This window comes from Thalassospira lucentensis, assembly GCF_032921865.1.
Classification (GTDB): Bacteria; Pseudomonadota; Alphaproteobacteria; order Rhodospirillales; family Thalassospiraceae; genus Thalassospira; species Thalassospira lucentensis_A.
In genome coordinates this window covers 445,679-471,443 of record NZ_CP136684.1, presented here as the reverse complement: position 1 = coordinate 471,443, position 25,765 = coordinate 445,679, and the positions used below count along the sequence as shown (strand labels likewise).

General features: G+C 56.1%; 26 protein-coding genes and 2 tRNA genes. 21 read left to right on the top strand and 7 right to left on the bottom strand.

Going from position 1 to position 25,765, the window contains the following annotated elements:
- Nucleotides 1-159: 159 nt before the first annotated feature.
- The 6 genes from R1T41_RS02890 to ppdK all read left to right on the top strand — a co-directional run bounded on the left by R1T41_RS02890 (nt 160) and on the right by ppdK (nt 7,509).
- The gene (locus tag R1T41_RS02890; protein ID WP_062953296.1) at nt 160-417 is read left to right on the top strand and encodes a DUF2007 domain-containing protein; all 258 of its coding nucleotides are present in this window, start codon (nt 160-162) and stop codon (nt 415-417) included.
- 60 nt (nt 418-477) lie between these two features.
- On the top strand, nt 478-1,263 hold the full coding sequence (locus R1T41_RS02885) for a tRNA1(Val) (adenine(37)-N6)-methyltransferase (RefSeq protein ID WP_317339840.1): 786 nt from the start codon (nt 478-480) through the stop codon (nt 1,261-1,263).
- 85 nt (nt 1,264-1,348) lie between these two features.
- Nucleotides 1,349-1,582 (top strand): hypothetical protein, encoded by a 234-nt coding sequence (locus R1T41_RS02880; protein WP_317339838.1) that lies wholly within the window; start codon nt 1,349-1,351, stop codon nt 1,580-1,582.
- A gap of 247 nt (nt 1,583-1,829) precedes the next feature.
- A complete protein-coding gene (locus tag R1T41_RS02875) occupies nt 1,830-2,720 on the top strand; it encodes a glycine--tRNA ligase subunit alpha (protein WP_007092414.1) in 891 nt (296 codons plus the stop codon).
- A 3-nt stretch (nt 2,721-2,723) separates the two neighbouring features.
- Nucleotides 2,724-4,787, top strand: coding sequence for a glycine--tRNA ligase subunit beta (gene glyS, locus R1T41_RS02870; protein WP_317339836.1), 2,064 nt, complete (start codon nt 2,724-2,726; stop codon nt 4,785-4,787).
- Nucleotides 4,788-4,845: 58 nt separating this feature from the next.
- Nucleotides 4,846-7,509, top strand: a complete 2,664-nt coding sequence (gene ppdK, locus R1T41_RS02865) for a pyruvate, phosphate dikinase (RefSeq protein WP_317339834.1) — start codon at nt 4,846-4,848, stop codon at nt 7,507-7,509.
- Between the two features lie 85 nt (nt 7,510-7,594).
- Here the strand turns inward: ppdK and R1T41_RS02860 are convergent, their stop codons facing one another.
- Nucleotides 7,595-8,509 carry a folate-binding protein gene (locus tag R1T41_RS02860; protein ID WP_317339833.1) on the bottom strand — a complete coding sequence of 305 codons (915 nt, stop codon included), beginning with the start codon at nt 8,507-8,509 and terminating at the stop codon, nt 7,595-7,597.
- Between the two features lie 160 nt (nt 8,510-8,669).
- On the opposite strand from R1T41_RS02860, the gene R1T41_RS02855 reads away from it, so the two are divergent.
- The 7 genes from R1T41_RS02855 to R1T41_RS02825 all read left to right on the top strand — a co-directional run bounded on the left by R1T41_RS02855 (nt 8,670) and on the right by R1T41_RS02825 (nt 15,445).
- The gene (locus R1T41_RS02855; RefSeq protein ID WP_317339832.1) at nt 8,670-9,698 is read left to right on the top strand and encodes a glycosyltransferase; all 1,029 of its coding nucleotides are present in this window, start codon (nt 8,670-8,672) and stop codon (nt 9,696-9,698) included.
- Between the two features lie 3 nt (nt 9,699-9,701).
- Nucleotides 9,702-10,673 (top strand): glycosyltransferase family 9 protein, encoded by a 972-nt coding sequence (locus R1T41_RS02850; protein ID WP_317339830.1) that lies wholly within the window; start codon nt 9,702-9,704, stop codon nt 10,671-10,673.
- Nucleotides 10,666-11,430 carry a glycosyltransferase family 2 protein gene (locus R1T41_RS02845; RefSeq protein WP_297207581.1) on the top strand — a complete coding sequence of 255 codons (765 nt, stop codon included), beginning with the start codon at nt 10,666-10,668 and terminating at the stop codon, nt 11,428-11,430. Before R1T41_RS02850 ends, R1T41_RS02845 begins: the two co-directional genes overlap by 8 nt.
- Nucleotides 11,431-11,583: 153 nt before the next feature.
- Nucleotides 11,584-11,859 carry a hypothetical protein gene (locus R1T41_RS02840; protein WP_317339828.1) on the top strand — a complete coding sequence of 92 codons (276 nt, stop codon included), beginning with the start codon at nt 11,584-11,586 and terminating at the stop codon, nt 11,857-11,859.
- A 58-nt stretch (nt 11,860-11,917) separates the two neighbouring features.
- Nucleotides 11,918-12,298, top strand: a complete 381-nt coding sequence (locus R1T41_RS02835) for a YkvA family protein (protein ID WP_114111106.1) — start codon at nt 11,918-11,920, stop codon at nt 12,296-12,298.
- A 92-nt stretch (nt 12,299-12,390) separates the two neighbouring features.
- Nucleotides 12,391-13,389 carry an MDR family oxidoreductase gene (locus R1T41_RS02830; protein ID WP_317339826.1) on the top strand — a complete coding sequence of 333 codons (999 nt, stop codon included), beginning with the start codon at nt 12,391-12,393 and terminating at the stop codon, nt 13,387-13,389.
- Between the two features lie 97 nt (nt 13,390-13,486).
- Nucleotides 13,487-15,445 (top strand): response regulator, encoded by a 1,959-nt coding sequence (locus tag R1T41_RS02825; RefSeq protein ID WP_317339825.1) that lies wholly within the window; start codon nt 13,487-13,489, stop codon nt 15,443-15,445.
- 53 nt (nt 15,446-15,498) lie between these two features.
- Here the strand turns inward: R1T41_RS02825 and R1T41_RS02820 are convergent, their stop codons facing one another.
- Complete coding sequence (locus R1T41_RS02820) at nt 15,499-16,152, bottom strand: response regulator (protein ID WP_062953309.1); 654 nt, start codon at nt 16,150-16,152, stop codon at nt 15,499-15,501.
- A 286-nt stretch (nt 16,153-16,438) separates the two neighbouring features.
- Complete coding sequence (locus R1T41_RS02815; RefSeq protein ID WP_317339824.1) at nt 16,439-17,194, bottom strand: putative metalloprotease CJM1_0395 family protein; 756 nt, start codon at nt 17,192-17,194, stop codon at nt 16,439-16,441.
- A gap of 198 nt (nt 17,195-17,392) precedes the next feature.
- Here R1T41_RS02815 and R1T41_RS02810 point away from each other — a divergent pair, with 198 nt between their 5' ends.
- A complete protein-coding gene (locus R1T41_RS02810; protein ID WP_317339822.1) occupies nt 17,393-18,424 on the top strand; it encodes an NAD-dependent epimerase in 1,032 nt (343 codons plus the stop codon).
- Between the two features lie 14 nt (nt 18,425-18,438).
- On the opposite strand, the gene R1T41_RS02805 is transcribed toward R1T41_RS02810, so the two are convergent.
- The 3 genes from R1T41_RS02805 to R1T41_RS02795 all read right to left on the bottom strand — a co-directional run bounded on the left by R1T41_RS02805 (nt 18,439) and on the right by R1T41_RS02795 (nt 19,657).
- On the bottom strand, nt 18,439-19,257 hold the full coding sequence (locus tag R1T41_RS02805; protein ID WP_317339820.1) for a hypothetical protein: 819 nt from the start codon (nt 19,255-19,257) through the stop codon (nt 18,439-18,441).
- Nucleotides 19,258-19,481: 224 nt separating this feature from the next.
- A tRNA-Thr gene (locus tag R1T41_RS02800) sits at nt 19,482-19,556 on the bottom strand.
- Between the two features lie 26 nt (nt 19,557-19,582).
- Nucleotides 19,583-19,657, bottom strand: a tRNA-Thr gene (locus tag R1T41_RS02795).
- Nucleotides 19,658-19,834: 177 nt separating this feature from the next.
- Here R1T41_RS02795 and R1T41_RS02790 point away from each other — a divergent pair.
- The 7 genes from R1T41_RS02790 to R1T41_RS02760 all read left to right on the top strand — a co-directional run bounded on the left by R1T41_RS02790 (nt 19,835) and on the right by R1T41_RS02760 (nt 25,066).
- Entirely contained in the window at nt 19,835-20,008 is a 174-nt protein-coding gene (locus R1T41_RS02790; protein WP_317339818.1) for a hypothetical protein, read from the top strand.
- Nucleotides 20,009-20,150: 142 nt separating this feature from the next.
- Entirely contained in the window at nt 20,151-20,705 is a 555-nt protein-coding gene (dcd, locus tag R1T41_RS02785) for a dCTP deaminase (protein WP_037989813.1), read from the top strand.
- Between the two features lie 82 nt (nt 20,706-20,787).
- Nucleotides 20,788-22,080 (top strand): UDP-N-acetylglucosamine 1-carboxyvinyltransferase, encoded by a 1,293-nt coding sequence (gene murA / locus R1T41_RS02780; RefSeq protein WP_062958408.1) that lies wholly within the window; start codon nt 20,788-20,790, stop codon nt 22,078-22,080.
- A 61-nt stretch (nt 22,081-22,141) separates the two neighbouring features.
- Nucleotides 22,142-22,801 carry an ATP phosphoribosyltransferase gene (gene hisG, locus R1T41_RS02775; protein WP_007092064.1) on the top strand — a complete coding sequence of 220 codons (660 nt, stop codon included), beginning with the start codon at nt 22,142-22,144 and terminating at the stop codon, nt 22,799-22,801.
- Nucleotides 22,791-24,086 carry a histidinol dehydrogenase gene (gene hisD / locus R1T41_RS02770; RefSeq protein ID WP_317339816.1) on the top strand — a complete coding sequence of 432 codons (1,296 nt, stop codon included), beginning with the start codon at nt 22,791-22,793 and terminating at the stop codon, nt 24,084-24,086. The genes hisG and hisD overlap by 11 nt, the downstream gene beginning before the upstream one ends.
- A gap of 50 nt (nt 24,087-24,136) precedes the next feature.
- Nucleotides 24,137-24,613: a UPF0262 family protein gene (locus tag R1T41_RS02765; protein WP_317341560.1), complete on the top strand. Its 477-nt coding sequence runs from the start codon at nt 24,137-24,139 to the stop codon at nt 24,611-24,613.
- Nucleotides 24,614-24,619: 6 nt separating this feature from the next.
- Nucleotides 24,620-25,066 (top strand): arsenate reductase ArsC, encoded by a 447-nt coding sequence (locus R1T41_RS02760; protein ID WP_062953316.1) that lies wholly within the window; start codon nt 24,620-24,622, stop codon nt 25,064-25,066.
- 1 nt (nt 25,067) lies between these two features.
- On the opposite strand, the gene R1T41_RS02755 is transcribed toward R1T41_RS02760, so the two are convergent.
- The gene (locus tag R1T41_RS02755; RefSeq protein ID WP_247794468.1) at nt 25,068-25,592 is read right to left on the bottom strand and encodes a GNAT family N-acetyltransferase; all 525 of its coding nucleotides are present in this window, start codon (nt 25,590-25,592) and stop codon (nt 25,068-25,070) included.
- Nucleotides 25,593-25,765: the final 173 nt, after the last annotated feature.

Sequence of the window (25,765 nt, the reverse complement as noted above, 5' to 3'; positions counted from 1 at the left end):
AACATAGAGATGCCGGGTGGTGACGGTCAAGTGGACAAATGGTTGCCAGCCAAGCAACAATAGCCACCTTGGTGACAGTTTTACCCGAATATGTGCGGTCGGACACATAATATATGGATAGCATAATCACACAATAACCAACCGGGGCGCATAAATCGCATGATCGAGCTATTTCGCAGCAACGACCCGATCGAGCTCAGCTGGGCGCAATCGGTTCTCGCCGACGAAGGCATCGCCAGCCATATTTTTGATTACCATGCCAGCATTCTCGAAGGATCCATCGGCGCCCTTCCAAGGCGTTTGATGGTTGATCCCCAGGAAGAAAGCCGGGCCAAATACATCCTTGATATTGCCAGACGTGAACTTGATGCGCATAACGCACGACATGATCCCGATGCCGAGGAAGTCCAGGACTGAAAACCTGTCCGGGACCAGCAGGGTTGCAGGATTGGCAAGGTTGCAGGAATTACGAGATTTATGACCCGACCCGATAGCGCATTTCATGTTCCCGATTTTGCGGAAGAACGCATCAGCCATGATTTTCTGCTGGGCGGTTCGGTGACGTTAAAGCAGCCGGTGGATGGATATCGGGCGGCGATGGATGCTGTTTTGCTGGCCGCGTCCGTGTCGATCAGTTCCAGACGGGATCAGAAAATACTTGATGTCGGGGCGGCTGTCGGATCGGCCGGGTTGTGTGTTGCACGCCGCCTGCCGGATGCCGATGTGACCGGGATCGAGCTGCAGGGCGATCTCTATGCGCTGTTTTGCCGCAACATTGTCGAAAATGATCTGGTTGGCCGGGTAACGCCGGTTCATGGCGATATCAATGATCGGTCCCTGCCACTGGTGGCCGAAAGCTTTGATCAGGTGATTTCAAACCCGCCCTATTATGCCGGGGGCACACGCCCCGCCAATGAAAGCCGGGCGAGGGCGCATCAGGAAGGCACCGCCGATCTGAAGGACTGGATCAATTTCTGCCTTCGGATGGTGCGCCAGAAGGGCCGGATCACCATCGTGCATCGGGCGGATCATCTGGACCGGATCATCGGGCTTTTGCATGGCCGGGCGGGCGACATGACCATTTACCCGATCTGGAGCAAGGCCAGTGCCGATGCGCCGTTACGTGTGATTGTTTCGGCGCGCAAGGGCGTTTCCTCGCCGGTTACCCTGCGACGCGGGATTGTTCTGCATGACGAGGCCGGGGTTTATCTGCCGGAATGTGATGCGCTTTTACGCGCACCATCTGCATTGCCCGGTTTCTAAATCGGGCTTGGTTTAATATAAGGGCACTATAAAGTGCGTTGCCGGTCCGTTGCGGCGCAGAAACCTTGATGCTTTGGGAAATGCCATGCTGAGTTTATCGAAAATCCTTTTTACCGCACTGGTCGTTGTGGTGGTATGGCAGGGCTTTAAACTGTTTACCCGCAAGAATCAGGTTTCCGGGCAGGAACAGCCAAAACAGACGGTGCATGACAAGAAAGCCAAACAGCAGAAACAGGAAGCTGTGGCGCATGATCTTGAAAAATGCCCGAAATGCGGTGTCTATCACGCCGAAGGCAGCGCGCATGTTTGCGAAGTCTGAGTTGCGCGCACTGCATATTTTCATTTGCTGATTTCTTCGACTTTCGCCCAACAGGCCGTGATTTCGCTTGGAAAAACGGGTTGTTGCACGGATGTTGTATGCTGCAACGCGGTATGAGATTCGCCACGGCGTCATAAAAAGCGCTAAATTCAGGCCCTCTCAGGGCTTTTGCGTTCTTGACCCCGACGGGGTGGGGCGGTAGCTTGCCGCTCTAAATTTACCGATAACTTAATAGTGAGTTCGCGCAATGGCGCTCGACGGGTCGCAACGTCCCCCTTCATTCCAGGAAATCATTCTTCGACTGCAAAGCTATTGGGCCGATCAGGGTTGTGTCATCCTGCAGCCCTATGACCTTGAAGTCGGTGCCGGTACCTTCCACACCGCAACCACGTTGCGCGCGCTGGGCCCGGAAAGCTGGAATGCGGCCTATGTGCAGCCGTCCCGTCGCCCGACCGATGGTCGTTACGGGGAAAACCCGAACCGTTTGCAGCACTATTACCAGTTCCAGGTCCTGATGAAGCCGTCACCGGCCAATTCGCAGGAACTTTACCTTGGCTCACTGGCGCATCTGGGCATTGACCCGATGGCGCATGACATCCGTTTCGTCGAAGACGATTGGGAAAGCCCGACTTTGGGCGCGTGGGGCCTTGGCTGGGAAGTGTGGCTGGACGGGATGGAAGTCACCCAGTTCACCTATTTCCAACAGGTCGGCGGTTTTGAATGCGACCCGGTCCCGGTCGAGCTGACCTATGGTCTGGAACGTCTTGCGATGTATATCCAGGGCGTCGAAAACGTCTATGACCTTGATTATAACGGCAATGGCGTCAGCTATGGCGATGTGTTCCTTCAGAATGAAAAGGAACAGTCGACCTATAACTTCGAAGTCGCCAATACCGATATGCTGTTCCAGCATTTCAAGGACGCGCAGGCCGAATGTGCGGTCAATATCGAACGCGGCCTTGCCCTGCCTGCTTATGAGCAGGCGATGAAAGCCAGCCATATCTTCAACCTCCTCGATGCGCGCGGCGTGATCTCGGTCACCGAACGTGCGGCCTATATCGGCCGTGTGCGCGACATGTCGAAATCCTGCTGCGAGGCGTGGCTTCGTTCGCGCGGGCATTTGAAAGAGGAGGCATAAGTCATGGCCGAATTGCTGCTTGAACTGTTTTCGGAAGAAATTCCGGCCCGCATGCAGGCGCGTGCTTCCGAGGATCTGACCAAACTGGTCACCGATGGCCTGAAGGCCGCCGACCTTGGTTTTAATAAAGTCGAGGCACTGGTAACACCGCGCCGCCTGACCCTGATCATTGATGGTTTGCCGGACAAACAGCCGGACCTTCGCGAAGAACGCCGTGGCCCGCGTGCCGATGCCCCGGAAAAGGCGATTGCAGGTTTCCTGGCGGGCAATGGCGTGACGCTGGAACAATGTGAAAAGCGCGAAACGCCGAAGGGTGTTTTCCTGTTTGCGATTGTCGAACAGAAAGGCCGCGATAGCGCGGACGTCATCAAGGACATCATCGAAGACGCCATGGCAAAACTGCCCTGGCCGAAATCGATGCGCTGGGCCGATCAGAAGGTCCGCTGGGTCCGTCAGCTTGACCGGATTCTGTGCCTGTTTGACGGCAAGGTGATCCCGGCATCGTTTGGCCCGGTAACGGCTGGCAATATCACAAGCGGCCACCGGTTCCTTGCCCCCGCGACCTTTAGCGTTGCCAATGCCACCGAATACAAGGCGAAGCTTGCTTTTGCCAAGGTCATGCTCGACCGCGAAGAACGCAAGAAAGTCATTCTGGACGGTGCGCGCAAGCTTGCGGCATCAGAAGGTTTCACGCTTCTGGAAGATAACGGGCTTCTTGAAGAAGTCTGCGGTCTGGTTGAATGGCCAGTACCGGTCATGGGCAAGGTCGATGACCAGTTCATGGATATCCCGCGCGAGGTTCTGGAAACCTCGATGCGTGAACATCAGAAATATTTCGTTGTCGAAGACAGCAACGGCAAACTGGCCGCACGTTTCATCACCATTTCAAACATGGTGACGCTGGATGCCAACGCGCAGATCATTGCCGGGAACGAACGCGTTTTGCGTGCGCGCCTACATGATGCGAAATTCTTCTGGGATCAGGATCGGAAAGTGACGCTCGAAGCGCGTCTGCCGAAACTTGATAACATCGTGTTCCATGCCAAGCTTGGCTCGCTTGCCGAGCGTGTTCTGCGCCTGCGCGGACTGGCACGCGAACTTTCAGCCGACATTCCGGGCTGCGATGTCAAACTTGCCGATCGGGCGGCGGAAATCGCCAAGGCCGATCTGGTGTCGAACATGGTGTTCGAATTTACCGAACTTCAGGGACTGATGGGGAAATATTACGCCGAGAATGACGGCGAAGCCCCCGAAGTCGCCAACGCCATTGCGCAGCATTACGCACCTGCCGGTCCGTCGGATATGTGTCCGACCGCACCTGTTTCGGTGGCTGTTGCCTTGGCCGAGAAGCTCGATACCCTTGCCGGGTTCTTTACCATCGATGAAAAGCCGACCGGTTCAAAAGACCCGTTCGCGCTGCGTCGTGCGGCATTGGGTGTCATCCGGCTGGTTCTGGAAAACGGTTTGCGTGTGCCGCTGCGTCGCGCATTTGCCTTTGCCGTTTCCCAATATCCGGCCTCCATTCGTCGTGACGAGGCGGTTGACGAACTTCTGGCATTCTTTGCCGACCGCCTGAAAGTCCATCTGCGTGAACAGGGCGTGCGCCATGATCTGGTGTCTGCCGTGTTTGCCCTTGATGGCGAGGATGATCTTGTCCGCCTTCTGGCCCGTGTTGATGCGCTTGCCGATTTTGTGTCGGGTGAAAGCGGCGTCAACCTTATGGCCGGGTACAAGCGCGCGTCCAATATCCTGCGTATCGAAGAGAAGAAGGATGAAAAATCCTATGATGCGGATGTGTCCGCCGATCTTCTGACGCAGGACGAGGAACGCAAGCTGTATGAGGCGCTCATCAATGTCCGGCATAAGGCTTTGCCGCTTCTGCGGGCCGAGAATTATGCCGAGGCTATGGCCGAGTTTGCGCACCTGCGCGGACCGGTCGATGCATTCTTCGAAGGGGTCACGGTAAATAGTGACAAGGCAGACGAACGTGCCAACCGGCTTAAACTGCTGGCGCAAATTCGGACTGCCTTGCATGACATTGCCGATTTCTCGAAGATCGAGTCATAAATAGGGTCGGGGTCGCCCGGAATTCCGGAACGCCTTGACCAGATGAGGAAAAGGCAAGATGACCAAATGGGTTTACGGCTTCGGTGGCGGTAGCGCCGAGGGACGTTCCGATATGCGCGAGCTTTTGGGCGGTAAAGGTGCCAACCTTGCCGAGATGAGCAATCTCGGCCTTCCGGTCCCGCCCGGCTTTACCATCACGACCGAAGTCTGCACGGCGTTTTATGACAATGACCGCGCCTATCCTGACGGTCTTGAAGCCGAAGTCGAAAAGTCGCTTGCTGCTGTCGAAGCCCTGGTCGGTCGCAAATTTGGCAACCCCAAGGACCCGTTGCTGGTGTCGGTTCGTTCCGGCGCACGTGCCTCGATGCCGGGCATGATGGACACGGTTCTCAATCTGGGCCTGAATGACGAGACGGTTGAAGGTTTGGCGGCGGTCTCTGGTGACCGCCGTTTTGCGTATGACAGCTATCGCCGTTTCATTCAGATGTATGGCGATGTCGTTCTTGGCGTCGATCACTACCATTTCGAGGAAATCCTTGAAATTCACAAGGAAGACAAGGGCTATGTCCTTGATACCGAAATGGGTGCCGATGACTGGCAGGCGGTGGTTCAGGGCTTCAAGAAAAAGGTCGATGCCGAACTTGGGCGTCCCTTCCCGCAGGATCCGCGCGAACAGCTTTGGGGCGCGATTGGCGCGGTTTTCGGAAGCTGGATGAATGCGCGTGCCAATACATACCGTCGCCTGCACAACATCCCGGCAAGTTGGGGCACGGCGGTCAACGTTCAGGCCATGGTTTTTGGCAATATGGGCGATGATTGTGCGACCGGTGTCTGCTTCTCGCGCAATCCGTCGACCGGCGAAGACCGTTTCTACGGCGAATATCTGATCAATGCGCAGGGCGAGGATGTTGTGGCGGGGATCCGTACCCCGGCACCGCTGACCAAAATCGAACGTGAAGAGTCCGGTTCCGACCTTTTGTCGATGGAAGAAGCCATGCCCGGCGTCTTTGGCGAGCTTTGCGATATCCGCGACAGGCTTGAAGCCCATTATCGCGACATGCAGGACATGGAATTCACCGTCGAGTCCGGTAAGCTTTACATGCTCCAGACCCGTGCGGGCAAACGTACTGCCAAGGCCGCCCTTCGCATCGCGGTTGAAATGTGTCAGGCCAATGTGATCTCGCGCGAAGACGCCCTTCGCCGTGTTGATCCGGCACAGCTTGACCAGTTGCTGCATCCAACCCTTGATCCCGATGCGGACCGCAAGGTGATCGGCATGGGGCTTCCGGCATCGCCCGGTGCGGCATCCGGCCAGATTGTTTTCTCCGCCGAGGTGGCCGAGGACTGGGTGCATAATCGCGGTCAGAAGGTCATTCTGGTGCGTATCGAAACCAGCCCCGAAGACATTGCCGGCATGCACGCGGCCGAGGGCATTCTGACATCGCGCGGTGGCATGACAAGCCACGCGGCCGTGGTGGCGCGCGGCATGGGGACGCCGTGCGTGTGCGGTGCCGGTCAGGTCAAGATTGACTATGCCAGCAAGACCATGACGTCGGGCGGTGTGACCCTGAAAGAAGGGGATGTCATCACCCTTGACGGGGCGACCGGCGAGGTCATGCTGGGCGAGGTGGCAACGCTTAAGCCCGACCTTTCGGGTGATTTTTCCCAGTTGATGGAATGGGCGGATGGGGTCCGTCGCCTTAAGGTTCGCACCAACGCGGAAACGCCTGATGATGCGGCAACCGCGCGCGGTTTCGGGGCGGAGGGGATCGGGCTTTGCCGGACCGAACATATGTTCTTTGACCCGGCACGCATCATTTCCATGCGCGAAATGATCCTGGCCGATACGGAAAAGGGCCGTCGCGCGGCACTTGATAAACTTCTGCCCTATCAGCGTCAGGACTTTATTGACCTGTTCCGGATCATGAAGGGATTGCCGGTGACGATCCGTCTGCTGGATCCGCCATTGCATGAATTCCTGCCGCATGGCGACAACGAAATTGCCGAGGTCGCCAATGCCGCAGGTGTGGCAGAGGTCGTCGTGCGTCGCCGGTTGCTGGAACTTTCCGAAGCCAACCCGATGCTGGGGCATCGCGGGTGCCGTCTTGGCATCAGCTATCCGGAAATCTATGAAATGCAGGCGCGTGCGATATTTGAAGCCGCGATCGAGGTTTCAAAGGATGGTGGCGATCCGGTCATTCCGGAAATCATGATCCCGCTGATTGTCGGCAAGAAAGAGCTCGAAATACTCAAGGCCGCGATCATCAAGGTTGCAGGCGAGGTCGAAACCGAAAAATCGGCCAAGCTCGAATTCCTTGTCGGCACGATGATCGAATTGCCGCGCGCCGCACTCAAGGCTGGTGAAATCGCCGAAGAAGCCGAGTTCTTCAGCTTCGGGACCAACGATCTGACCCAGACGACCTTTGGCCTGTCACGTGATGACGCGTCCCGGTTCCTGGATACCTATATTTCCAAGGATATCTTTGCCGGTGATCCGTTCGTATCGCTGGATCAGGAAGGGGTGGGCGAACTGGTCAGCATCGCCGCGGAACGTGGCCGTAAAACGCGTTCTGACATCAAGCTTGGCATTTGCGGCGAACATGGCGGTGATCCATCTTCCATCGCGTTCTGCGAGGCGCAGGGGCTGGATTACGTCTCGTGTTCGCCTTATCGCGTGCCGATTGCCCGTCTTGCCGCCGCACAGGCCGCGCTTAAGAAATAAGGCTGCTATCTGGTAGCACTGATAAAGCAAACGGCGGCAGAATTTCTGCCGCCGTTTATCTTTGATGAAATTATCCGTTGGCGGATCAGGCCGCCGTTTCCGGCAACTTGACCCAGTCGGGGATCTTGACCGAAATTTTGGCATCGCCCGCCGTCAGCTCGGCATTATCGCCAATCCGTTCCAGCCGGATCAGGGCAAGGCCGGCATTGCCATGGATGCTGCGGATGGTGCCGGCTTCCTTGTCGCCATTCATGATCAGGGTGCCGATTTCCGGGGCCGGGCCGGTGATCGTGATCGGAAGCAGGCGTTTGCGAACCAGCCCGCGATATTTGGTGCGCGCGGTCAGTTCCTGCCCCATATAGCAGCCCTTTTTGAAATCAACGCCGCCCAGCTCCTCGAACCCGTTTTCAAGCAGGATGGCGCGATCGATTTCCATTTCCTCGCTGCCATTGGGCAGGCCAAGCAGCACGCGATGCTGATGATAGGTGCTTTCATCGCTTTCGGTCGCACCGATGGCCGCCATCTGTGCCAGTTCGTTTTTGGGCAGCAACACGCGCGCGCCCATCGCACTCAGGCGCGGGTCAACGGCCTTGATCCCGTCGGCAAAGGGTGCGGTGGCACCGGGCGTATCGGGCAGGTCAAGTGCAGCTAGGGCACCATCGCCGAAAACGGCGACAACGTCATAGCTTTCGGTGACGTCCGTCAGTTCTGCCTTGGCACGCAATTTATACATGCGCAGTTTCTTGAACAGTTCGGCCGCACGCGCACCGTCTTCGCCGCGTTCGCACTCAATCAGAAGGCTGTCTTCGTCCTGCTGATAGACAAAAAAATCAAACAGGAATTTGCCCTGCGGCGTCAGAAGCGCGCCATAGCCGGAATGATCGGCCGTGATTTTTTCGATATTGTTCGACACCAGCCCCTGAAGGAAGCTGACGCGATCAGGCCCGCTGACCCGGATAACGGCCCGGTCAGGCAGGGGGGCGTATAAAGTCTCACTCATAATTCTTATGGCTCCGGTTTATCGGAATTGTTGGCCGAAATGTGGGGCAATGACCGGGATTTGGCAAGGGGTGGTTTGGCAAAGGCAAAAGCAACCCGCCACAAGAAAAGCCTTCATAAATTGCGCGGGAACCGATAGAACGCAATGTATGAAAATATTGATGCTTGATCGTTCCATAGGCTTTGATCCCAAGGATCGTGAAGCCCGCCCGCTGGGATCGCGCCAACGCGGATTTATCGCGCTGGCCGAGGCCCTTGTTGCCCGTGGCCACAAGGTTGAAGCCCGCCGGAATGGTGGCATCGACCTTGATCATCATGGCGTTGCCTGGCGACAGCTTGACAGTGCCATGCCGCCCTTTGGTGGCGACCCGGTGGACCGGGTTCTGGTGTGGCGCGATGCGGAATTGTTGCGTCATCCCTCAATCCCCGAAGGTAGCGACTGCTGGCTTTGGTTTGATGGCATGGCATCCGATCTGAATGCGGATAAGGCGCGTCTGGCGTTGCTTGAAACCGGCGCGCAGGTGATTTTCACCCATGAAGATCAGGGCAGGGCGTTTGATGGCGATACCGCCAAACGCCCGATTGTGATCGCACCGGGCGCCTGCCCGGCCTTTGCCATGGCGTCAAACATGCACTGGGCGTTCGAAAGCCGCGAAGACCTTGCCGTGACGGTCGCCAACAGCAAAACCGGCATTGCCCAGATCATCCGCATCTGGTCGGCTTATGTCGCGCCCAAGGTGCCCGGTGCCATTCTGGAAATCTATGCTGCCGACCTGTTCTCTGCGATGGCGGGTGAAAATGACGATGTTTCCGAAGAACTCGTCGATATGGTGCGCGATAACATCGACAAGGGTGTCCGCGTCTGCCACCCGATGCCGGAGGCCGACATGGCCGAACGTATCGCAACCGCACGTGCCTTCCTGCATCACGGCAAATACGGCAATGATCAGGTCGGGCAATGGATTTACGATGCGCTGGCCGCGGCAACACCGGTTGTGTCCTATGGCGGCATTGCCAAGGCGCGGGTTGAAAATGGCAAGACCGGCTATATCGTTCCCGATGAAACCGCCTATGGCAATCTGGTGATGCAGTTGCTGGCCGACCGGCAGATTTTTGCGAGCCAGTCCGAAGCGGCCCGCAACAGCCGCCGTGAATGGCTTAACGTGGCTGGCGAGCTGGAGAAACTTTAAACCGTGCGGTTACTGTTCATCACCTCGAACCGGCTGGGCGATGCCGTTCTTTCGACATCGGTGCTGCGCCATTATGTCGAAACCTATCCCGGCATCAAGGTGACGGTTGCCTGTGGTCCGGTTGCTGCCCCGATTTTTGAAGCAGTGCCGGGGCTTGAGCGCATCATCGAAATGCCAAAGCAGAAACGCGGCGGCCATTGGTGGAAACTATGGAAATCGGTCGCGTTTCGGTGGTGGGACATCATCGTCGATCTGCGCGGCAGTGCGACGGCTTATGTGCTTCCGGGCTGGAAACGGGTGGTGCTCAAAGGCAATGATGACAGCGTCCACCGGGTGGAGCAGCTTGCGCGTCTTATCGGTGTTGATCCGGCCCCTGAGCCGTTTGTCTGGATCGGCCCGGAACATGAACGACGCGCGGCAAAGATACTGCCCACCGATGAACGTCCGCTTCTGGTGGTTGGACCAAGTGCCAACTGGATCGGCAAAACCTGGCGCCCGGAACGTTTTGCGGAAACAATCGCGCGCCTGCGGGCGGTTGGCGGTGCGCTTGAAGATGCCCATGTCCTGCTGGTCGGCGCGCCAAACGAACGCGAGGCATCCGAACCAGTGATTGCATCCATCCCGGAAAACAGACGGACCGAGATTTTTGGCAGCGAACATCTTCTGACGGTCATGGCCTGTCTGCGCCGCGCGGACCTGTATGTTGGCAATGACTCAGGCCTTATGCATATGGCGGCAGCGTCGGGAAATCCGACAATAGGGTTGTTTGGTCCATCGCGTGATGAACACTACCGTCCCTATGCGAAGTGGGGACGAGCGGTTCGTACCGATTGGTCCTATGACAAAATTATCGAAAATCGTTCCAGCCCGTTATCCAAAGAGATCTTGATGGATACGTTGCCGGTGGACAAGGTTGTGTCAGCGGCAGAAACGCTTCTGAGAGACTACCGGATAGAGGAAAAACATCATGGCTGATAAAGCGCCCCGTCTTTCAGTTGTTATGTGCGCGCATAACGAGGAAGAACGCCTGCCATCCTGTTTGGCGCATCTGACCTTTGCCGACGAAATTATTGTTCTGTGCGATAAATGTACGGACCGGACCGAGGAAATCGCACGCGAATTTGGCGCGAAAACGATTGTGGGCAGCTGGGATATCGAGGGCGAGCGTCGCAATCGGGCGATTGCCGAGGCAACCGGCGACTGGATTTTCGAAGTCGATGCCGACGAACATGTAAACGAAGAGCTCGCGAAATCTATTCGTAAAGCGATGGAAACAGATGAGTTTGATCGCTTTGTTATCCCGGTTGATAACTATATTGGTCGCCGCCTGGTTCGTTATGGCTGGGGGGCGTCATTCGGCACGTCTGCTGTTTGGCGCCTGTTCCGAAAAGGATGTAAACAATGGGGCCCCCAACGGGTCCATCCATCTATTGAGTTGTTGGGGCGGGCAGGCCCCAGGCTTGATGGTGCTCTTTTACATTATGTCGACAGAAACATTTCGGACATGATCAAAAGACTGAACAGCTATAGTTCTGCCCGGGCTGCGGATTTGCGCGCAAGCGGAAACATTGGAAGTTTTGCAAACAATTTTCGCCGCATCTTTTCCCGGTTTTTCCGCTGCTATGTGTCTCGAAAGGGGTACAAGGAAGGGGGGATGGGATTTCTGATAGCGCTACTTGCAGCGTTGTTTCCCCTGCTGTCCTACCTGAAAGCGCGCTATGACGACGAGTAAGTCGTCAATCTGGCGTTTGCGGCACAGAGATCATAAACTGGCACGTAACTGATATTTAAATTGGTGCTATCGTTGTTCGGGTGGGAACAAATCACACGCTGGCGCATTTGCTGTGCATGTGACTTTTGTTCCAACTGTACCCGGACCAGACCAATGATCCGTGCTGATAATATGACAATGTTGTTTGTTTTGTTGTTTGCCATCGCGATTGCATGGCTTCAGGTGTCGGTAGAGGATCAGCGGGCCAGGGCCATGCTTGTGCCGGTTCCCGACTATGGAAGCGGTCTTGAAGTCTATGCCATCCGGCATAACCCGCCGCAGTCCGCCTCTTGCGGCAGCATGTGCGGCGCGTTTGATCTGACCAAGGCCGCCGGGTTTGAAAGTGGCTATATGCAGGCCAGCTTGCCGGAAAGCACTGCGCGTCGCTGACATTTTCCCTGCAAGCTGTCAGAATGGTTGCGTAACGGGTCATTTTCCGGAGTATCCCATGGCCAAGGCATCCGTCTGGGCGATCATTCCCAATCTTTTACGCAGCCTGTTTCGGTCCGATGTGCCGATACGCAGCAAGATTTTGCTGGTGATGGGGATTGTCTATCTCGTTAGTCCGATTGATCTTTTGCCCGATGTGATTGCCGGGATCGGATGGATTGACGATCTGGTTATTGTGCCGTTGCTTGGCTGGCTTTCCTATCGCAGTCTGCCGCCATCCATAAAGGAAGGCATGGCAACCGATAGTCCCGACAGTGCCAATAATCCAGCAACCTCGCGCAAATGGCTTTATCTGGTGGTTCTGATCGTTGTTCTGATCGGTATCGGACTTCTGACAGGGCCCGATGAATCCTTCCTGAAAAATCCATCCGGCGGTTAAGAGCAAGACACTACCTTTGCGTCTTTGACAGCCTTTGCCATCGAGCCTTAAGCTTCTCTCCCGATCACGTAACGAAAAACGGGGAAGCAACCATGAAAAAGGCGTTCCGCGGGCTGGTTTTAACCCAGCAGGATAAAACGGTTCAGGCCGGTTTTCAGGATATCGCGATTGAAGACCTGCCCGAGGGCGAGGTTCTTGTCCGGGTTGACTGGTCGACCCTGAATTACAAGGACGGCATGATCCTGAACGGGCTTGGCCGTCTTGTCCGGCAATATCCGCATGTGCCTGGCGTTGATTTTGCCGGCGAAGTGATTTCATCGGATGATCCGCGTTATGCACCCGGCGATCAGGTCATCCTGACCGGATGGCGGGTCGGCGAAGCACATTGGGGCGGATATGCCCAATATGCCCGCGTCAACGCGGATTGGCTGGTGCCAATGCCAGATGGACTTGATGGCGCACACGCCATGGCCATCGGTACCGCAGGCTTTACATCCATGCTGGCGGTCATGGCACTGGAAGAGCAGGGGCTGTCCCCCGATCAGGATGGTGAAGTCCTTGTTACCGGGGCTGCAGGCGGGGTCGGGTCGGTTGCAGTCAGCATTCTGGCAAATCTTGGCTATCGCGTTGCCGCGTCGACTGGCCGGGCTGACACACATGATTATCTGCGTGGACTTGGTGCAACGTCGATTATTGATCGCGAGGCGTTAACGGATGCCAGCAAACCATTGCTGAGCGAACGCTGGTTTGGCGCGATTGACAGTGTCGGAAGCACGACACTGGCCCATGTTTTATCTGAAATGAAATATCATGGTGTCGTTGCCGCCTGCGGGCTGGCAGGCGGGCCGGATTTGCCTGCAACGGTTATTCCGTTTCTGCTGCGCGGGGTCCGGTTGATCGGCATTGATTCCGTGATGTGCCCGTATGAAAAGCGCGTCACAGCCTGGAAACGTCTGGCACAGGAGTTGCCGATGGCGCAACTCGATGCCGTGACGACAAAAGTGGGGCTTCGCGATATCCTGCCATGGGGTGAAAAAATCCTCAAAGGGCAGGTCAGGGGGCGGTTGCTGATTGATGTGCAGGATTGCTAGTCGGCGCAAATAAATGCAGAATCCGACTGAACCCGGCCGTTGACGATGATGTGTTGGCGGTGCTTGCCAAAGTACTGAAATGAATGGGCCGCGCCTTATGACCGAAAACCGGTTTCGTATCCTTCTGGTCGAAGATAATCCCGGCGATGCCTTTCTTGTAAAGACATTGCTGGAGGAAACCGGTGAACGGTTCGTGATAGAACACCGATCCGACCTCGCTTCGGCCATGGCGTTGCTGAATGATGTGTCGCCGGACGGGGTGTTTGATGTTGTTTTGCTTGACCTGACCCTGCCGGATTCATCGGGGGTCGAAACCATTCGCCGCATTCGAAGTTGTGCCAACAGTGCGCCGGTCGTTGTTCTGACCGGGCATAAGGATGAAGAACTGGCGTTTGAAGCCCTTCAGCACGGCGCAGAAGATTATCTGACCAAGGAGTTCCCCGACGGCCGAACCATTCGGCGGTCAATCCGTTATGCGATTGAACGTTCGCGGGCCGAACAGGCGCTAAAGGAAAGCGAAGAGCGGTATCGCAAGCTGGTGGAGCTTGCGCCCGAACTGATTTCCGTGCTGAGCGGAGAAGAAATCGCCTATATCAATCAGCAGGGTGTTTCCATTCTGCACGGCAGTGATAGTTCGGAGCTGGTTGGACGCAGCTTTATGGAAATGGTCCATCCCGATAGCCGCGAAATCATGGGGGAATATATTGCGCGCTATGCCGGTGGTTATACCGGGCGGGCGGATTTTGTTATCATGTGCCGTCGGGGCGACGGGGAGAATGTGGAGCTTGAGGTTTCTGCCATCGCCTTCACCCACGAAGGCGCGCCAGCCATGCTGATGCTTGCCGAGGATGTGACGGAAAAGCGCAAGATCGAAAGGCAGCTGGTTCAGACATCGAAGCTTGCGACGCTTGGTGAGATGGCCGCATCCGTGGCGCATGAAATGAACCAGCCGCTTAACGTGATCCGGATGGCGGCCGATACCTGCGCGCTACAATATGAACTTGAAAAGGTTCAACCCTCGTTCCAGCGAGAGCGATTGTCCCTGATCAGCGGTCAGACCCGGCGCATGGCCGAAATTATTCGACATTTGCAGATTTACAGTCGACCGGACGAAGATGATTTCGAACTTTTCGATCCCATGCGCGCGGTAACCCGTGCTGTTGACATGGTGGAACATGATTGCCGACTGGCGGGGATTGTCGTCGATGTTGTTCCTGCTGCGGAAAACTGTCAGGTCCTTGGTCGTCAGGTGCAACTGGAACAGGTTCTGGTCAATATGCTGACCAATGCCCGCGATGCGATCACGGAAAATGGCGATGATGCCGGTGGTATTGGTGGGTTGATTCGTTTGACCGCGATGCTGGATGCGGATCAGGAAGTGCTGCGGATTGCAATAAATGACAATGGCGGCGGGGTCCCGGAAGACGCCATCGGGCTTATTTTCCACCCGTTTTTCACGACCAAGGATGTTGGCAAGGGAACCGGGCTTGGGCTTTCGGTCAGCTATGGCATTGTCGAGGGTATGGGCGGGCATATTGATGTTCGCAACGAAGGTGATGGCGCCTGTTTCGAAATCGTATTGCCGGCAGTTCATATCGGTGAAAATGCCGGCAACGACGTTGACGATCCTGATGATGCGCCGTTGCTGCCGCAGCAGGAAAGGCTTCCTGAAACCCGATCCCGCAATCTGCGGATCATGGTTGTCGATGACGAAATTGACGCGATGGAAATTATCGCGGCCTATCTGGAAGCACAGGGCTTTTCCGTTTCCGCGGCAAGTGATGGCGAGGATGCCCTGGCACTGGCCGGTGTGGTCCAGCCCGATATTCTCATTACCGATATCCGGATGCCACAGATGGATGGAAACAGTCTGGTTCGTGCCCTTCGGGAACGCAATCCTGCCTTGCCGGTCATCGTTATGACCGGCCATCCCGGAGACGCCGATCGCCCGGTCGAGGACGGGGACGACGCGCCGGTGATGGTGATGTCAAAGCCGCTTGATCTGAAAGAGCTTCTGGCCACGCTTGACGAAATTTCCGAAGTCGTGGCCGGTTAAAACAAAACCCGGCCACTGGCCGGGTTCTGGAAGCTTCAGGATATGTCGGAAGATCAAGCTTCCCAGCCAAGCTGCATGGCAATTTTCACTGCCTGCGTGCGGTTGGCTGCACCGAGCTTTTTGAAAATACCGGTCAGGTGAACCTTGACCGTGATTTCGCGCACCGTAAGCTGCTTGGCGATTTCCTTGTTCGACAGACCCTTGGTTAGCAGCGCCAGGACTTCGCGTTCACGGTTGGTAAGCTGACGCAGGGGGTTGTCCGGTGCCAGACCGTCCAGATCAATCTCACCCGGGCGGCTATTGCTGCCATCATCTTCGAGCAATGCTGACGGAATGTATTTCTCGCCCGACAGGATCAGGCGAAGCGCATTGATCAGCGATTTGCCAGACAGCGTTTTGGGCAGATAACCCGACGCGCCATGTTCAAGTGCATTGAGCACATCACTGCGTTTGACCGAGCCCGACAGGATGACAACCGGAATTTCCGGATGCTTCTGGCGCATCACGGTTAACCCCGAAAGGCCGTTCATGCCCGGCATGTTGAGATCAAGGATCGTCAGTTCGACCGGCGTGTCGCCATCAACGATGGAAAGTGCCTCGGCAAAATCCTTTGCCTGTGCAATTTCGACTTCCGGGGCTGCCGTTTTCAGAAAGGATGTGATCCCGTCTCTGACGAGGTCGTGGTCGTCCGCTAGCAGGATGTTCATGTTATTGTGCCGTACCCGTTTTTAGCCGTCTCCCGCAAAAGGCGGTACCGGTATCGCGCTCCGAACCCAAGTGATACGGAATCGCGCAAAGTTGTCATCTTCCAAATTTCGCGTCCCCCCGGACGCGAGCGCAGCATTAAATAATTCTGATGTCCTGTCAAACTGCAGGATGGATTTCAGGGGGTGATGCTATCCGTGAGGATAGTATTTGTCAGGAAATAATAAAATGTTTATCGCGTGTTGCATAGTGAAACCGGCTGAATTTTGAAGTCTCTTGCTTTAGAGATCAGGCATAAATCGAAAAAATGTCGTTCGCGTCGTTTTTTGGTTGTCCATAGCCGGGGATCGGATTTTGTTCATCGCTACTGGTTGTTGCACGATGCAGGCTTGCCTGCCGGAAGGCGGCCATGTCAGCCCCTGATGGAGCATTCGGGGCAAGGGCTGCATTCTGAAGCGTTGCCAAGGCGCGTTCCTTGTCTTCTGCGCTACCCGAAATATTTACCGAGACATCAACGTGCCCGCCAATGGCGTATGCCTTTCCGTCCGGCCCGATCTGATATTCATATTGCGGGGCAGAGCCATATTGCCCGGCCGCTGCGGCATGCGCTTTCTCTTCCTGCTTCACGGCAGAATCACGTGCCTGCAATCGTGCAATATCGGCTTTTTCGGCTGCATTCAGATCAGCAGGGTTTTTTGATCCCGCATTGCTGCTTTCGGCCTGCTGATCACTTGCTTCAAGGGCCTCGCGATATTCACTTCGGCTCACACCATTGGCAACGGCCTGCGCTTCGGTCAGGGTTCTGGGATCAACGATGCGTGTGCGAAGTCCGCTACCCGCCGCTTCGCCACCAATGCCATAAGGTCCATTTGACAGACCGGCTTCCTGACCCCGTCTGACTTCGATCGCGTCATATTCGGCCAAAACGCTGCCATCAGCGGTTTGTGCAATCTCCCTGACATTCAGGACGATGCCCAATCCGCCGCTGGCCGGGTTGGTTATGGCTTGACCGGTCGTAATCATCGGATCGAAACGGTTTTCCATGGTGATGCGAACTCGATACTTAAGGATAGCAGGAAAATTACCGGGAGTCTCGTCTGGTGTCTCTGAGGTCGCCTGTGATGTCTGAGCCGAAGCATGCTGTCTTGCACGGCAAAGCCTGTCCTGTTACAGGAATGCCTGTGCTTTTAGTGCGCCGATATTCTATGGCAGCAACCTTCCAAGACAGGAAAACTGATCGTGATGTCCGACTTTGTCATTCCCGCGAATGAAAAGGTTCTGGTAACCGGGGCTGCCGGTTTTATCGGATCGCATCTTTGCCAGAAACTGCTGGATCAGGGTAGTACGGTGATCGGTCTGGATAACGTCAACGATTACTATGACGTGTCGCTTAAAGAAGCGCGCCTTGGACGGCTTGAAGGGCGCAACGGATTCAGGTTTGTCCGCATGAACCTCGAAGATCGCGACGGCATTGCAGATCTGTTCGCGACCGAGAAGCCAACCTATGTCGTCAACCTCGCGGCCCAGGCCGGTGTGCGTTACTCGCTTGAAAATCCGCACGCCTATATTGATGCCAACCTTGTCGGCTTCACCAATATCCTTGAAGGCTGCCGCCATAATGGCGTGAAGCATCTTGTCTATGCGTCAAGCAGTTCGGTTTACGGAATGAATACCGAAATGCCGTTTTCGGTACATCACAATGTCGATCACCCGATCAGCCTGTATGCGGCGTCAAAAAAAGCCAATGAACTGATGGCCCATACCTATAGCCATCTGTATCGCTTGCCTACCACGGGCCTTCGCTTCTTTACCGTGTATGGCCCATGGGGGCGTCCGGATATGGCGCTGTTCCTGTTTACCAAAGCCATTCTGGAAGGCCGCCCGATTGACGTCTTCAACGAAGGTAAAATGCGCCGCGATTTTACCTATATCGATGATATCGTCGAAGGTGTTTATCGCTGCATTTCAACCATCGCGGCACCAAATCCCGACTGGAACCCGGCCAAGCCGGATCCGGCAACCAGTTCTGCCCCGTATCGGGTGTTCAATATTGGCAACAACAGCCCGGTCGAGCTGATGCATATGATCGGAACCCTTGAAAAGGCACTTGGCAAAACCGCCGAGAAAAACATGCTGCCGATGCAGGCGGGCGATGTTCCGGCGACTTATGCCGATGTCGATGCTCTGACCGATGCCGTCGGCTTCAAGCCGGAAACCTCGATTGAAACCGGCATCGGTCGTTTCGTCGAATGGTACAGGTCCTTTTACGGATAACGCACTCGGTCCGCTCAGGCCTGCTGTTCCTTTTCCATCAGGCCAAGAAGATAGCCATGCATCTCGGTGATGTTGCTTTGCTGCTGGCGATAGCGTTCTTCCGCCGCCGCAAGCTGTGATCGTGCCTCTTGCAGGTTGGCTTGGTATCCCTGGTCTACATCGTGATCAGGATACCAGCGTTCTGAAAATTCACGCCGTGTCGGTGCGTTCTGGTCGTCATAGCGCGAAACATCGATACTGGAATAATCGCGCGATACGGCATCGGCGATGTAATCAACACGCGCCTGGCCTCTCAAACCCAGCTTGTCTGCCTGATCGCTATATGTCCGCAGATGGCTGCCTCTATCGTGCGTTACCATTCCCCCGTTTTCATACAGGTATCCCAGAATCTGATCACCGTTGGAAAATACGGCCCGGACGTCCGATTGACTGTCCGGATGATGTTTTTCCAGATAATCAACATGCTTTTGCGCACTTTCGCGGAAGATGTCGACAGAGTCACGAAGCCCCGGAATGATGGTTTTCTGACCTTCAAGCCATTTGTCGAAATCCGGTATCATGGCTTCATATTGATCCGCCGAAATTTCCTTTGCGACACCACCGTCTTCGGTCTGGATGGTTCTGGGCGTATATCCGTCCTCGCGCATCGCGGCGATGCGTTCGCGCATCGGGGCATAGGCTTTCTCGTAATATTGTTCGAGATAAGGGCGCATTTCCGGATCGGAATACATTTCCTCGCTAAAGGTCGGATGTGACCCCTTCGAAGATTGCGTCGAAGACGCATAGGCCGCGTTTGCCGAGCTGGCGTTATATGTGTTTGTCAGGATGGTCATGATGCATTCCCCATGGCAATTGAGGAAACAATCCAAGCAATTAATATGCCGGGATTTACACGCAAAAGTTGCCATTCGAAGAGGGGGATCGGATCAATTGCTATGCAAAAGATAGCCTTCCGCATCAAAGGAATAGGCAGAAATTGCATCTTGGACGGCAAAAAGCGCCATCGCGCAGTCAATGTGCGCGTCGCTCGAACCCGGCAGGAATGTTTGGCTGAGAATGGTGCTGCTGGGGAGATTTGAACTCCCGGCCTCTCCCTTACCAAGGGAGTGCTCTACCCCTGAGCTACAGCAGCCCTTGAAAAGGCTGATCGTCGGGCAATGGTGCTGCTGGGGAGATTTGAACTCCCGGCCTCTCCCTTACCAAGGGAGTGCTCTACCCCTGAGCTACAGCAGCATCGAGCCCTTGCGGTGCGGGCGGGTTATAGGCCACTGGCTGGCAATTGGTCAAGCCCGAATTATGCGAAGATTTTTGATCTTGCGCGGATGGTGCAATTTTGTTGGTCAAGGCTGCATTCTGCCTCGGAATATTCTATAAAAGCCGGACCTTTGGAACCAGAAACGTATTGGCAAGATGACAGCACAGCAAAGCAAGCAATATCCCGCGACCAATGAAGAGCGTAAAAAGCGCGAGGCCGAAGCCCTGCGTGCCAATCTGGCGCGCCGAAAACAGCAGCAGCGTTCGCGCAAGACGGTTGATCAAAATACCGATGCCGACGAACAGGGCAGCGGTTCGAACAAGGATTAGTCCACATCCCACCGGTTTCGCAGCCCCGTTTCAAGAAAAATGCCAATTTGGCCCGGTTGCCCGCATCGCCCGGTTGATCTTGTGTGCCCCGCGCGGGTAAAACCAATGGCAGAATGCCAATTTGCACAACAGGGGTGGCGATATGTCGGTAAGACCGGATCACTGGATACGCCAGATGGCGCAGGAAAAAGGCATGATCGAACCGTTTGTCGACGGTTTCAAACGTGATGGTGTCATTTCCTATGGGGTCAGTTCCTATGGCTATGACGCCCGGGTTGCCGACGAATTCAAGATTTTCACCAATGTCGACTCGGCCATTGTCGATCCCAAGGAATTTTCCGATGCAGGGTTCGTCAATCGCCAGACCGATGTCTGCGTGATCCCGCCCAACAGTTTCGCGCTGGCGCGTACGGTCGAATATTTCCGCATTCCGCGCGACACGCTGGTGATCTGCCTTGGCAAGTCGACCTATGCGCGGTGCGGCATTATCGTCAATGTCACGCCGCTGGAACCGGAATGGGAAGGGCACGTGACCCTTGAATTTTCCAATACCACGCCGCTTCCGGCGCGCATTTACGCCAATGAAGGGGCCTGCCAGTTCATTTTCCTGAAAGCCGAAAGCGAATGCGATACCTCCTATGCGGATCGCGCAGGAAAATATATGGGCCAAAAAGGTGTCACGCTGCCGCGCCTGTGATAAAGGCAATGCCATAAAGGTGGCATCGCCAAAGACACGAGTAACCGCCATGCCGCAACCGGCATGGGCATACGAGGATTGAATGGACAAGATCAAGATTTCCGGCGGCCGCCGGTTGCAGGGCAAAATTGCAATTGGCGGTGCCAAGAACGCGGCCCTTCCGTTGATGGCAGCAGCCCTTCTGACCGATGAAACGCTGACCCTTTCCAACCTGCCGCATCTGGCCGATATCACATCGATGGCCAATCTGCTGGCACAGCATGGTGTCGCGTTGCATCTGAACGGCCATGCGCCCAATGGCGGCCATACCGGTCGGGTTCTGGAAATGACCGCCAAGGAAATCGCATCGACAACCGCACCTTATGATCTGGTCCGCAAAATGCGGGCATCGGTTCTGGTGCTGGGGCCGCTGGTCGCACGTTGCGGTGTGGCGCGTGTGTCGCTGCCTGGTGGCTGTGCGATTGGCAACCGTCCGGTTGACCTGCATCTGAAGGCGCTTGAAGCCATGGGTGCCGAAATCCACCTGACCGAGGGCTATATCGAAGCCCGCGCCCCCGAAGGGCTTAAAGGCGGGCATGTCCTGTTCCCGCAGGTATCGGTTGGCGCGACCGAAAACGCCCTGATGGCGGCATCCCTTGCCGATGGTGTGGTGACAATCGCCAATGCCGCGCGCGAACCCGAAGTCACCGATCTGGCCCATTGCCTTGTCGCGATGGGGGCCGAAATTGAAGGTATCGGCACCGATACGCTCAAAGTCACCGGCAAGCCGCGCCTGCACGGGGCGGAATATTCCGTGGTGCCCGATCGTATCGAAACCGGGACCTATGCGATTGCCGCCGCCATTACGGGTGGCGAGATCGAGCTGGTCGGCACCAGGGCCGAACTGATCGAAAGCCTGATCGTGTCCATGCGCAAGGCCGGCGTCGAGATCGAGGAAACCGGGGATGGCATGATCGTGCGCGGCAATCGCGCCGCCCTTAAGGGCGTTGATGTCATGACCGAACCCTATCCGGGCTTCCCGACTGATATGCAGGCGCAATTCATGGCGCTGATGGCCGTGGCCAATGGGGCATCCATGATCACCGAAACGATTTTTGAAAACCGTTTCATGCATGTTCCGGAACTGAGCCGCATGGGCGCTGATGTCAACGTGCATGGCCGATCCGCGATTGTGCGCGGCAGTGCCAAACTGTCGGGTGCCGAAGTCATGGCGACCGATCTGCGTGCATCGGTATCCATGGTACTTGCAGGCTTGGCAGCCGAGGGCGAGACGATTATTAACCGTGTCTATCATCTGGACCGCGGTTATGAACGGCTGGAAGAAAAACTTGGCGCCTGCGGGGCGCAGATCGAACGTGTCCGTGTTCCTGCTTAAATTGCGGGGATCATTGGCCTTGGGGCCGGGACGACAGACAAACGCGTAAGGCGACTGATTGATGAGTGACGAAAAGCTGGTGCTGGCCCTGCCAAAGGGGCGCATTCTAGACGAGGTAATGCCGCTGGTGCGCGCGGCCGGTATCGAACCGGAAGCCGCATTTGACGATCCGAAATCCCGGGCCCTGCGTTTCGCCACCAATCATCCGCATATCGATATCATCCGTGTGCGCAGCTTCGATGTCGCCACCTTCGTTGCCTTTGGGGCGGCCCATATCGGGGTCTGCGGCAATGATGTCCTGATGGAATTCGATTATTCCGAGATTTATGCACCGCTTGATCTCGATATCGGCCATTGCCGCCTTGCCGTGGCCGAGCCCGAAGAAATGATCGATGGCGATGATCCGTCGCGCTGGTCGCATGTCCGTGTCGCGACCAAATACCCGAATGTCACCCGCAATCATTTTGCCGCCCGCGGTGTGCAGGCCGAATGCATCAAGCTGAACGGGGCGATGGAACTGGCACCAACCCTTGGCCTGTGCCGTCGTATCGTTGACCTTGTGTCGACCGGCAACACGCTAAAGGCCAACGGGCTTCGCGAAATCGAACATATTGCCGATGTCACCTCGCGTCTGATCGTCAATCGGGCCGCACTTAAAACCCGCCCGACCGATGTTCAGCCCTGGATCGACCGTTTTTCCGAGGTGCGCAATGCCGATTAAACTTTCGATCACCGATGCCGATTTCGAAGACGGCTTTGTCAAACTGCTTGGCATGAAGCGGGAATCGGATGCCGATGTGGATGCCGCGGTTGCCAATATCATTGCCGATGTCCGCAAACGCGGTGATATCGCGGTATGTGATTACACCAACAAGTTTGATCGCCTGAATATTGATGCCGCCGGCATGGTTGTGACAAAGGGCGAAGTCGATGCCGCGATTGCCGCAATCGATGCTGATCTCCTGAAGTCGCTTGAACTGGCCGCAGAACGCATTCGTTCCTACCACGATCGGCAAATGCCGTCTGATGAACGTTATACCGATGCAACCGGGGTCGAACTCGGCTGGCGCTGGCGTCCGGTATCGGCGGCCGGTCTTTATGTGCCCGGTGGTCTGGCATCCTATCCGTCATCCGTCCTGATGAATGCCATTCCGGCCAAGGTTGCCGGTGTCGAACGTCTGGTGATGGTCGTACCCACCCCGGACAATAAAATGAACCCGCTGGTTCTGGCCGCGGCACGGATTGCCGGTGTTGATGAAATTTACCGTATCGGCGGGGCGCAGGCGATTGCCGCCCTTGCCTATGGCACGGAAACCATCAAGCCGGTCGACAAGATCGTTGGTCCGGGCAATGCCTTTGTCGCCGCGGCAAAGCGCCGCGTTTTCGGGCAGGTCGGGATTGACATGATTGCCGGCCCGTCGGAAATCCTTGTGGTTGCCGATGGCAGCAATGACCCAAGCTGGGTCGCGGCTGATCTGCTGTCGCAGGCCGAACATGATCCGGTCGCACAGTCGATCCTGATCACCGACGATGCGGATTTTGCCGATCGCGTGCAGGAAGCCATTGATGCGCATCTTGAAAAACTGCCGCGTGCCGAAATCGCCGGGGCAAGCTGGCGCGACTTTGGTGCAATTGTATTGGTCGAAAATCTGACGCAGGCTCCGGCCCTGGTTGACCGGATTGCACCGGAACATCTTGAACTGGCTGTTGATGACCCGGACGCACTTGCCGAAGACATTCATCATGCCGGTGCCATTTTCCTGGGCCGTTACACGCCCGAGGCGATTGGCGATTATGTTGCCGGGCCAAACCATGTTCTGCCAACCGCCCGTTCGGCGCGTTTCTCGTCGGGTCTGGGCGTGCTTGATTTCATCAAGCGGTCGTCATTGATCAAATGCACGCCTGAAAGTCTGGCCAAAATCGGCCCGGCGGCGATTGCACTGGCCGAAAGCGAAGGTTTGCAGGCACACGGACTTTCTGTGGCGATCCGGTCCAACCGCATGTAAGCTGTTGCAGTGCAGCGCCGAGGGATCGCAGGGAGACTAAGATGGCAGAAATTGCAGACAACCAATGCATTGCCGGTATCTATCTCGACGAGAAATACAAGGTGCGTCGCCGCCCCGAGGTCGAGCATGAGCAGGCGGTGGCCATCTATGACCTTCTGGAAGACAACCATTTCGCGCCAAAAGGCGGCTTCGAAGGCCCATATTCGGTTCACATGCGCATCGAGGACAACCGCATCTATATGGATGTGCGCGGCGATGACGATACCGAAAACCTGACCACCATTGTCGTGCCGTTAACCCCGTTCCGCCGGATCGTGAAGGATTACTTCATGATCTGCGAAAGCTATTACGACGCGATCAAAAAGGCGACGGCGTCCCAGATCGAAACCATCGATATGGCGCGCCGCGGCCTGCATAACGAAGGATCGGAACAGCTTCGCGAACTGCTGTCCGAAAAGGTGACGATTGATGAAAACACCGCGCGTCGCCTGTTTACCCTGATCTGCGTCCTTCATATCCGGGGTTAAGGCACGGTGGCAGAAGAACTTCCCGGTTCGGTTCTTTTTGCCTGTAGCTTCAACGCTGTAAGATCCGTGATGGCGGCTGCAATCATGCGCCATTATCACGGAACAAAGGTCTATGTTGAAAGCTGCGGCTTGCGCGCCGGTGATCTTGATGGCTTTGCCGTCGCGGTCATGGAAGAAATCGGGCTGGATATCTCGACCTATAAATCCAAAACCTTTGACGAACTGGAAGACGGGTTTTTCGATCTGATCATCACCCTGTCACCCGAAGCCCAGCACAGGGCGGTCGAAATGACCCGCACCATGGCCTGTGATGTGGAATTCTGGAACACCTTCGACGCCACAATTGTCGAAGGTTCGCGCGAAGTCCGCCTTGAAGCCTACCGTCAGGTCCGCGACCAGATCAAAAAACGCATTCTTGAACGGTTCCCGGTTGGCCCGGCACCCAAGGTCTAATCTAACCGTCGATCAGCGCGTCAAACGCATCCCCGTCCAGCACATGAATACGTTCATCATGGGCATGCCGCATCCCGATGCGGGCATAGAAACGCTGCCCGATGATGTTTCCGGCATCGACCGACAGGCGGATATAGTGCCCGCCTTGTGAACGGGCCCGTTCGGCAACCTTTGCGATCAGGTGCCGGGCAAAACCGCCGCCACGATATTCCGGGGCGACAAACAGGTCCTGAATGTAAATCCCGGCCTTGCCGCGAAATGTCGAATAGCTCGGAAAATAAAGGCACAGCCCAACCGGTACGTCACCGTCATGTGCAATCAGCGCCTCGAACGCGGGGCGGTGGCCAAACCCGTCACGCGCCAGGTCTTCGGGTTTGCTTTTGAACTTGTCCTCGCACCCGGTCGCACGCGCAATTTCAAACAGCATGGCATGGATATCGTCAACATCCTGTGCGGTGGCGATCCTGATATGGGGCGGGGCGACGGGATAGGGGTGTTTGGCGGTCATGGTCATGCGGTCCTTCATGTGGCGGCTCCAGGTCCTGACCCTAAACCATAAAGGCGATAGACCACGCGCAACAACATGATTTCCCGGCAAAGGTTTGCGATGTTCGGTGGTCATGCGCACGGCATGCCCGAAATGCAGTGCTGGGCCGCTTTGTGCCTTGTGTGAAAGGGCTTGACCTTTTGGCGCGTTCG

Excerpts from the sequence above, each read along its gene's own strand:
- R1T41_RS02835 (WP_114111106.1), top strand. The coding sequence starts at position 11,918 with ATGGCCAAGGCATCCGTCTGGGCGATCATTCCCAATCTTTTACGCAGC.
- R1T41_RS02890 (WP_062953296.1), top strand. The coding sequence starts at position 160 with ATGATCGAGCTATTTCGCAGCAACGACCCGATCGAGCTCAGCTGGGCG.
- R1T41_RS02860 (WP_317339833.1), bottom strand. The coding sequence starts at position 8,509 with ATGAGTGAGACTTTATACGCCCCCCTGCCTGACCGGGCCGTTATCCGG.
- R1T41_RS02845 (WP_297207581.1), top strand. The coding sequence starts at position 10,666 with ATGGCTGATAAAGCGCCCCGTCTTTCAGTTGTTATGTGCGCGCATAAC.
- murA (WP_062958408.1), top strand. The coding sequence starts at position 20,788 with ATGGACAAGATCAAGATTTCCGGCGGCCGCCGGTTGCAGGGCAAAATT.
- R1T41_RS02820 (WP_062953309.1), bottom strand. The coding sequence starts at position 16,152 with ATGAACATCCTGCTAGCGGACGACCACGACCTCGTCAGAGACGGGATC.
- hisG (WP_007092064.1), top strand. The coding sequence starts at position 22,142 with ATGAGTGACGAAAAGCTGGTGCTGGCCCTGCCAAAGGGGCGCATTCTA.
- glyS (WP_317339836.1), top strand. The coding sequence starts at position 2,724 with ATGGCCGAATTGCTGCTTGAACTGTTTTCGGAAGAAATTCCGGCCCGC.
- R1T41_RS02825 (WP_317339825.1), top strand. The coding sequence starts at position 13,487 with ATGACCGAAAACCGGTTTCGTATCCTTCTGGTCGAAGATAATCCCGGC.
- R1T41_RS02885 (WP_317339840.1), top strand. The coding sequence starts at position 478 with ATGACCCGACCCGATAGCGCATTTCATGTTCCCGATTTTGCGGAAGAA.
- R1T41_RS02810 (WP_317339822.1), top strand. The coding sequence starts at position 17,393 with ATGTCCGACTTTGTCATTCCCGCGAATGAAAAGGTTCTGGTAACCGGG.
- R1T41_RS02790 (WP_317339818.1), top strand. The coding sequence starts at position 19,835 with ATGACAGCACAGCAAAGCAAGCAATATCCCGCGACCAATGAAGAGCGT.
- R1T41_RS02815 (WP_317339824.1), bottom strand. The coding sequence starts at position 17,194 with ATGGAAAACCGTTTCGATCCGATGATTACGACCGGTCAAGCCATAACC.
- R1T41_RS02840 (WP_317339828.1), top strand. The coding sequence starts at position 11,584 with ATGATCCGTGCTGATAATATGACAATGTTGTTTGTTTTGTTGTTTGCC.
- R1T41_RS02880 (WP_317339838.1), top strand. The coding sequence starts at position 1,349 with ATGCTGAGTTTATCGAAAATCCTTTTTACCGCACTGGTCGTTGTGGTG.
- R1T41_RS02830 (WP_317339826.1), top strand. The coding sequence starts at position 12,391 with ATGAAAAAGGCGTTCCGCGGGCTGGTTTTAACCCAGCAGGATAAAACG.
- R1T41_RS02805 (WP_317339820.1), bottom strand. The coding sequence starts at position 19,257 with ATGACCATCCTGACAAACACATATAACGCCAGCTCGGCAAACGCGGCC.
- ppdK (WP_317339834.1), top strand. The coding sequence starts at position 4,846 with ATGACCAAATGGGTTTACGGCTTCGGTGGCGGTAGCGCCGAGGGACGT.
- R1T41_RS02855 (WP_317339832.1), top strand. The coding sequence starts at position 8,670 with ATGCTTGATCGTTCCATAGGCTTTGATCCCAAGGATCGTGAAGCCCGC.
- R1T41_RS02755 (WP_247794468.1), bottom strand. The coding sequence starts at position 25,592 with ATGAAGGACCGCATGACCATGACCGCCAAACACCCCTATCCCGTCGCC.
- R1T41_RS02875 (WP_007092414.1), top strand. The coding sequence starts at position 1,830 with ATGGCGCTCGACGGGTCGCAACGTCCCCCTTCATTCCAGGAAATCATT.
- hisD (WP_317339816.1), top strand. The coding sequence starts at position 22,791 with ATGCCGATTAAACTTTCGATCACCGATGCCGATTTCGAAGACGGCTTT.
- dcd (WP_037989813.1), top strand. The coding sequence starts at position 20,151 with ATGTCGGTAAGACCGGATCACTGGATACGCCAGATGGCGCAGGAAAAA.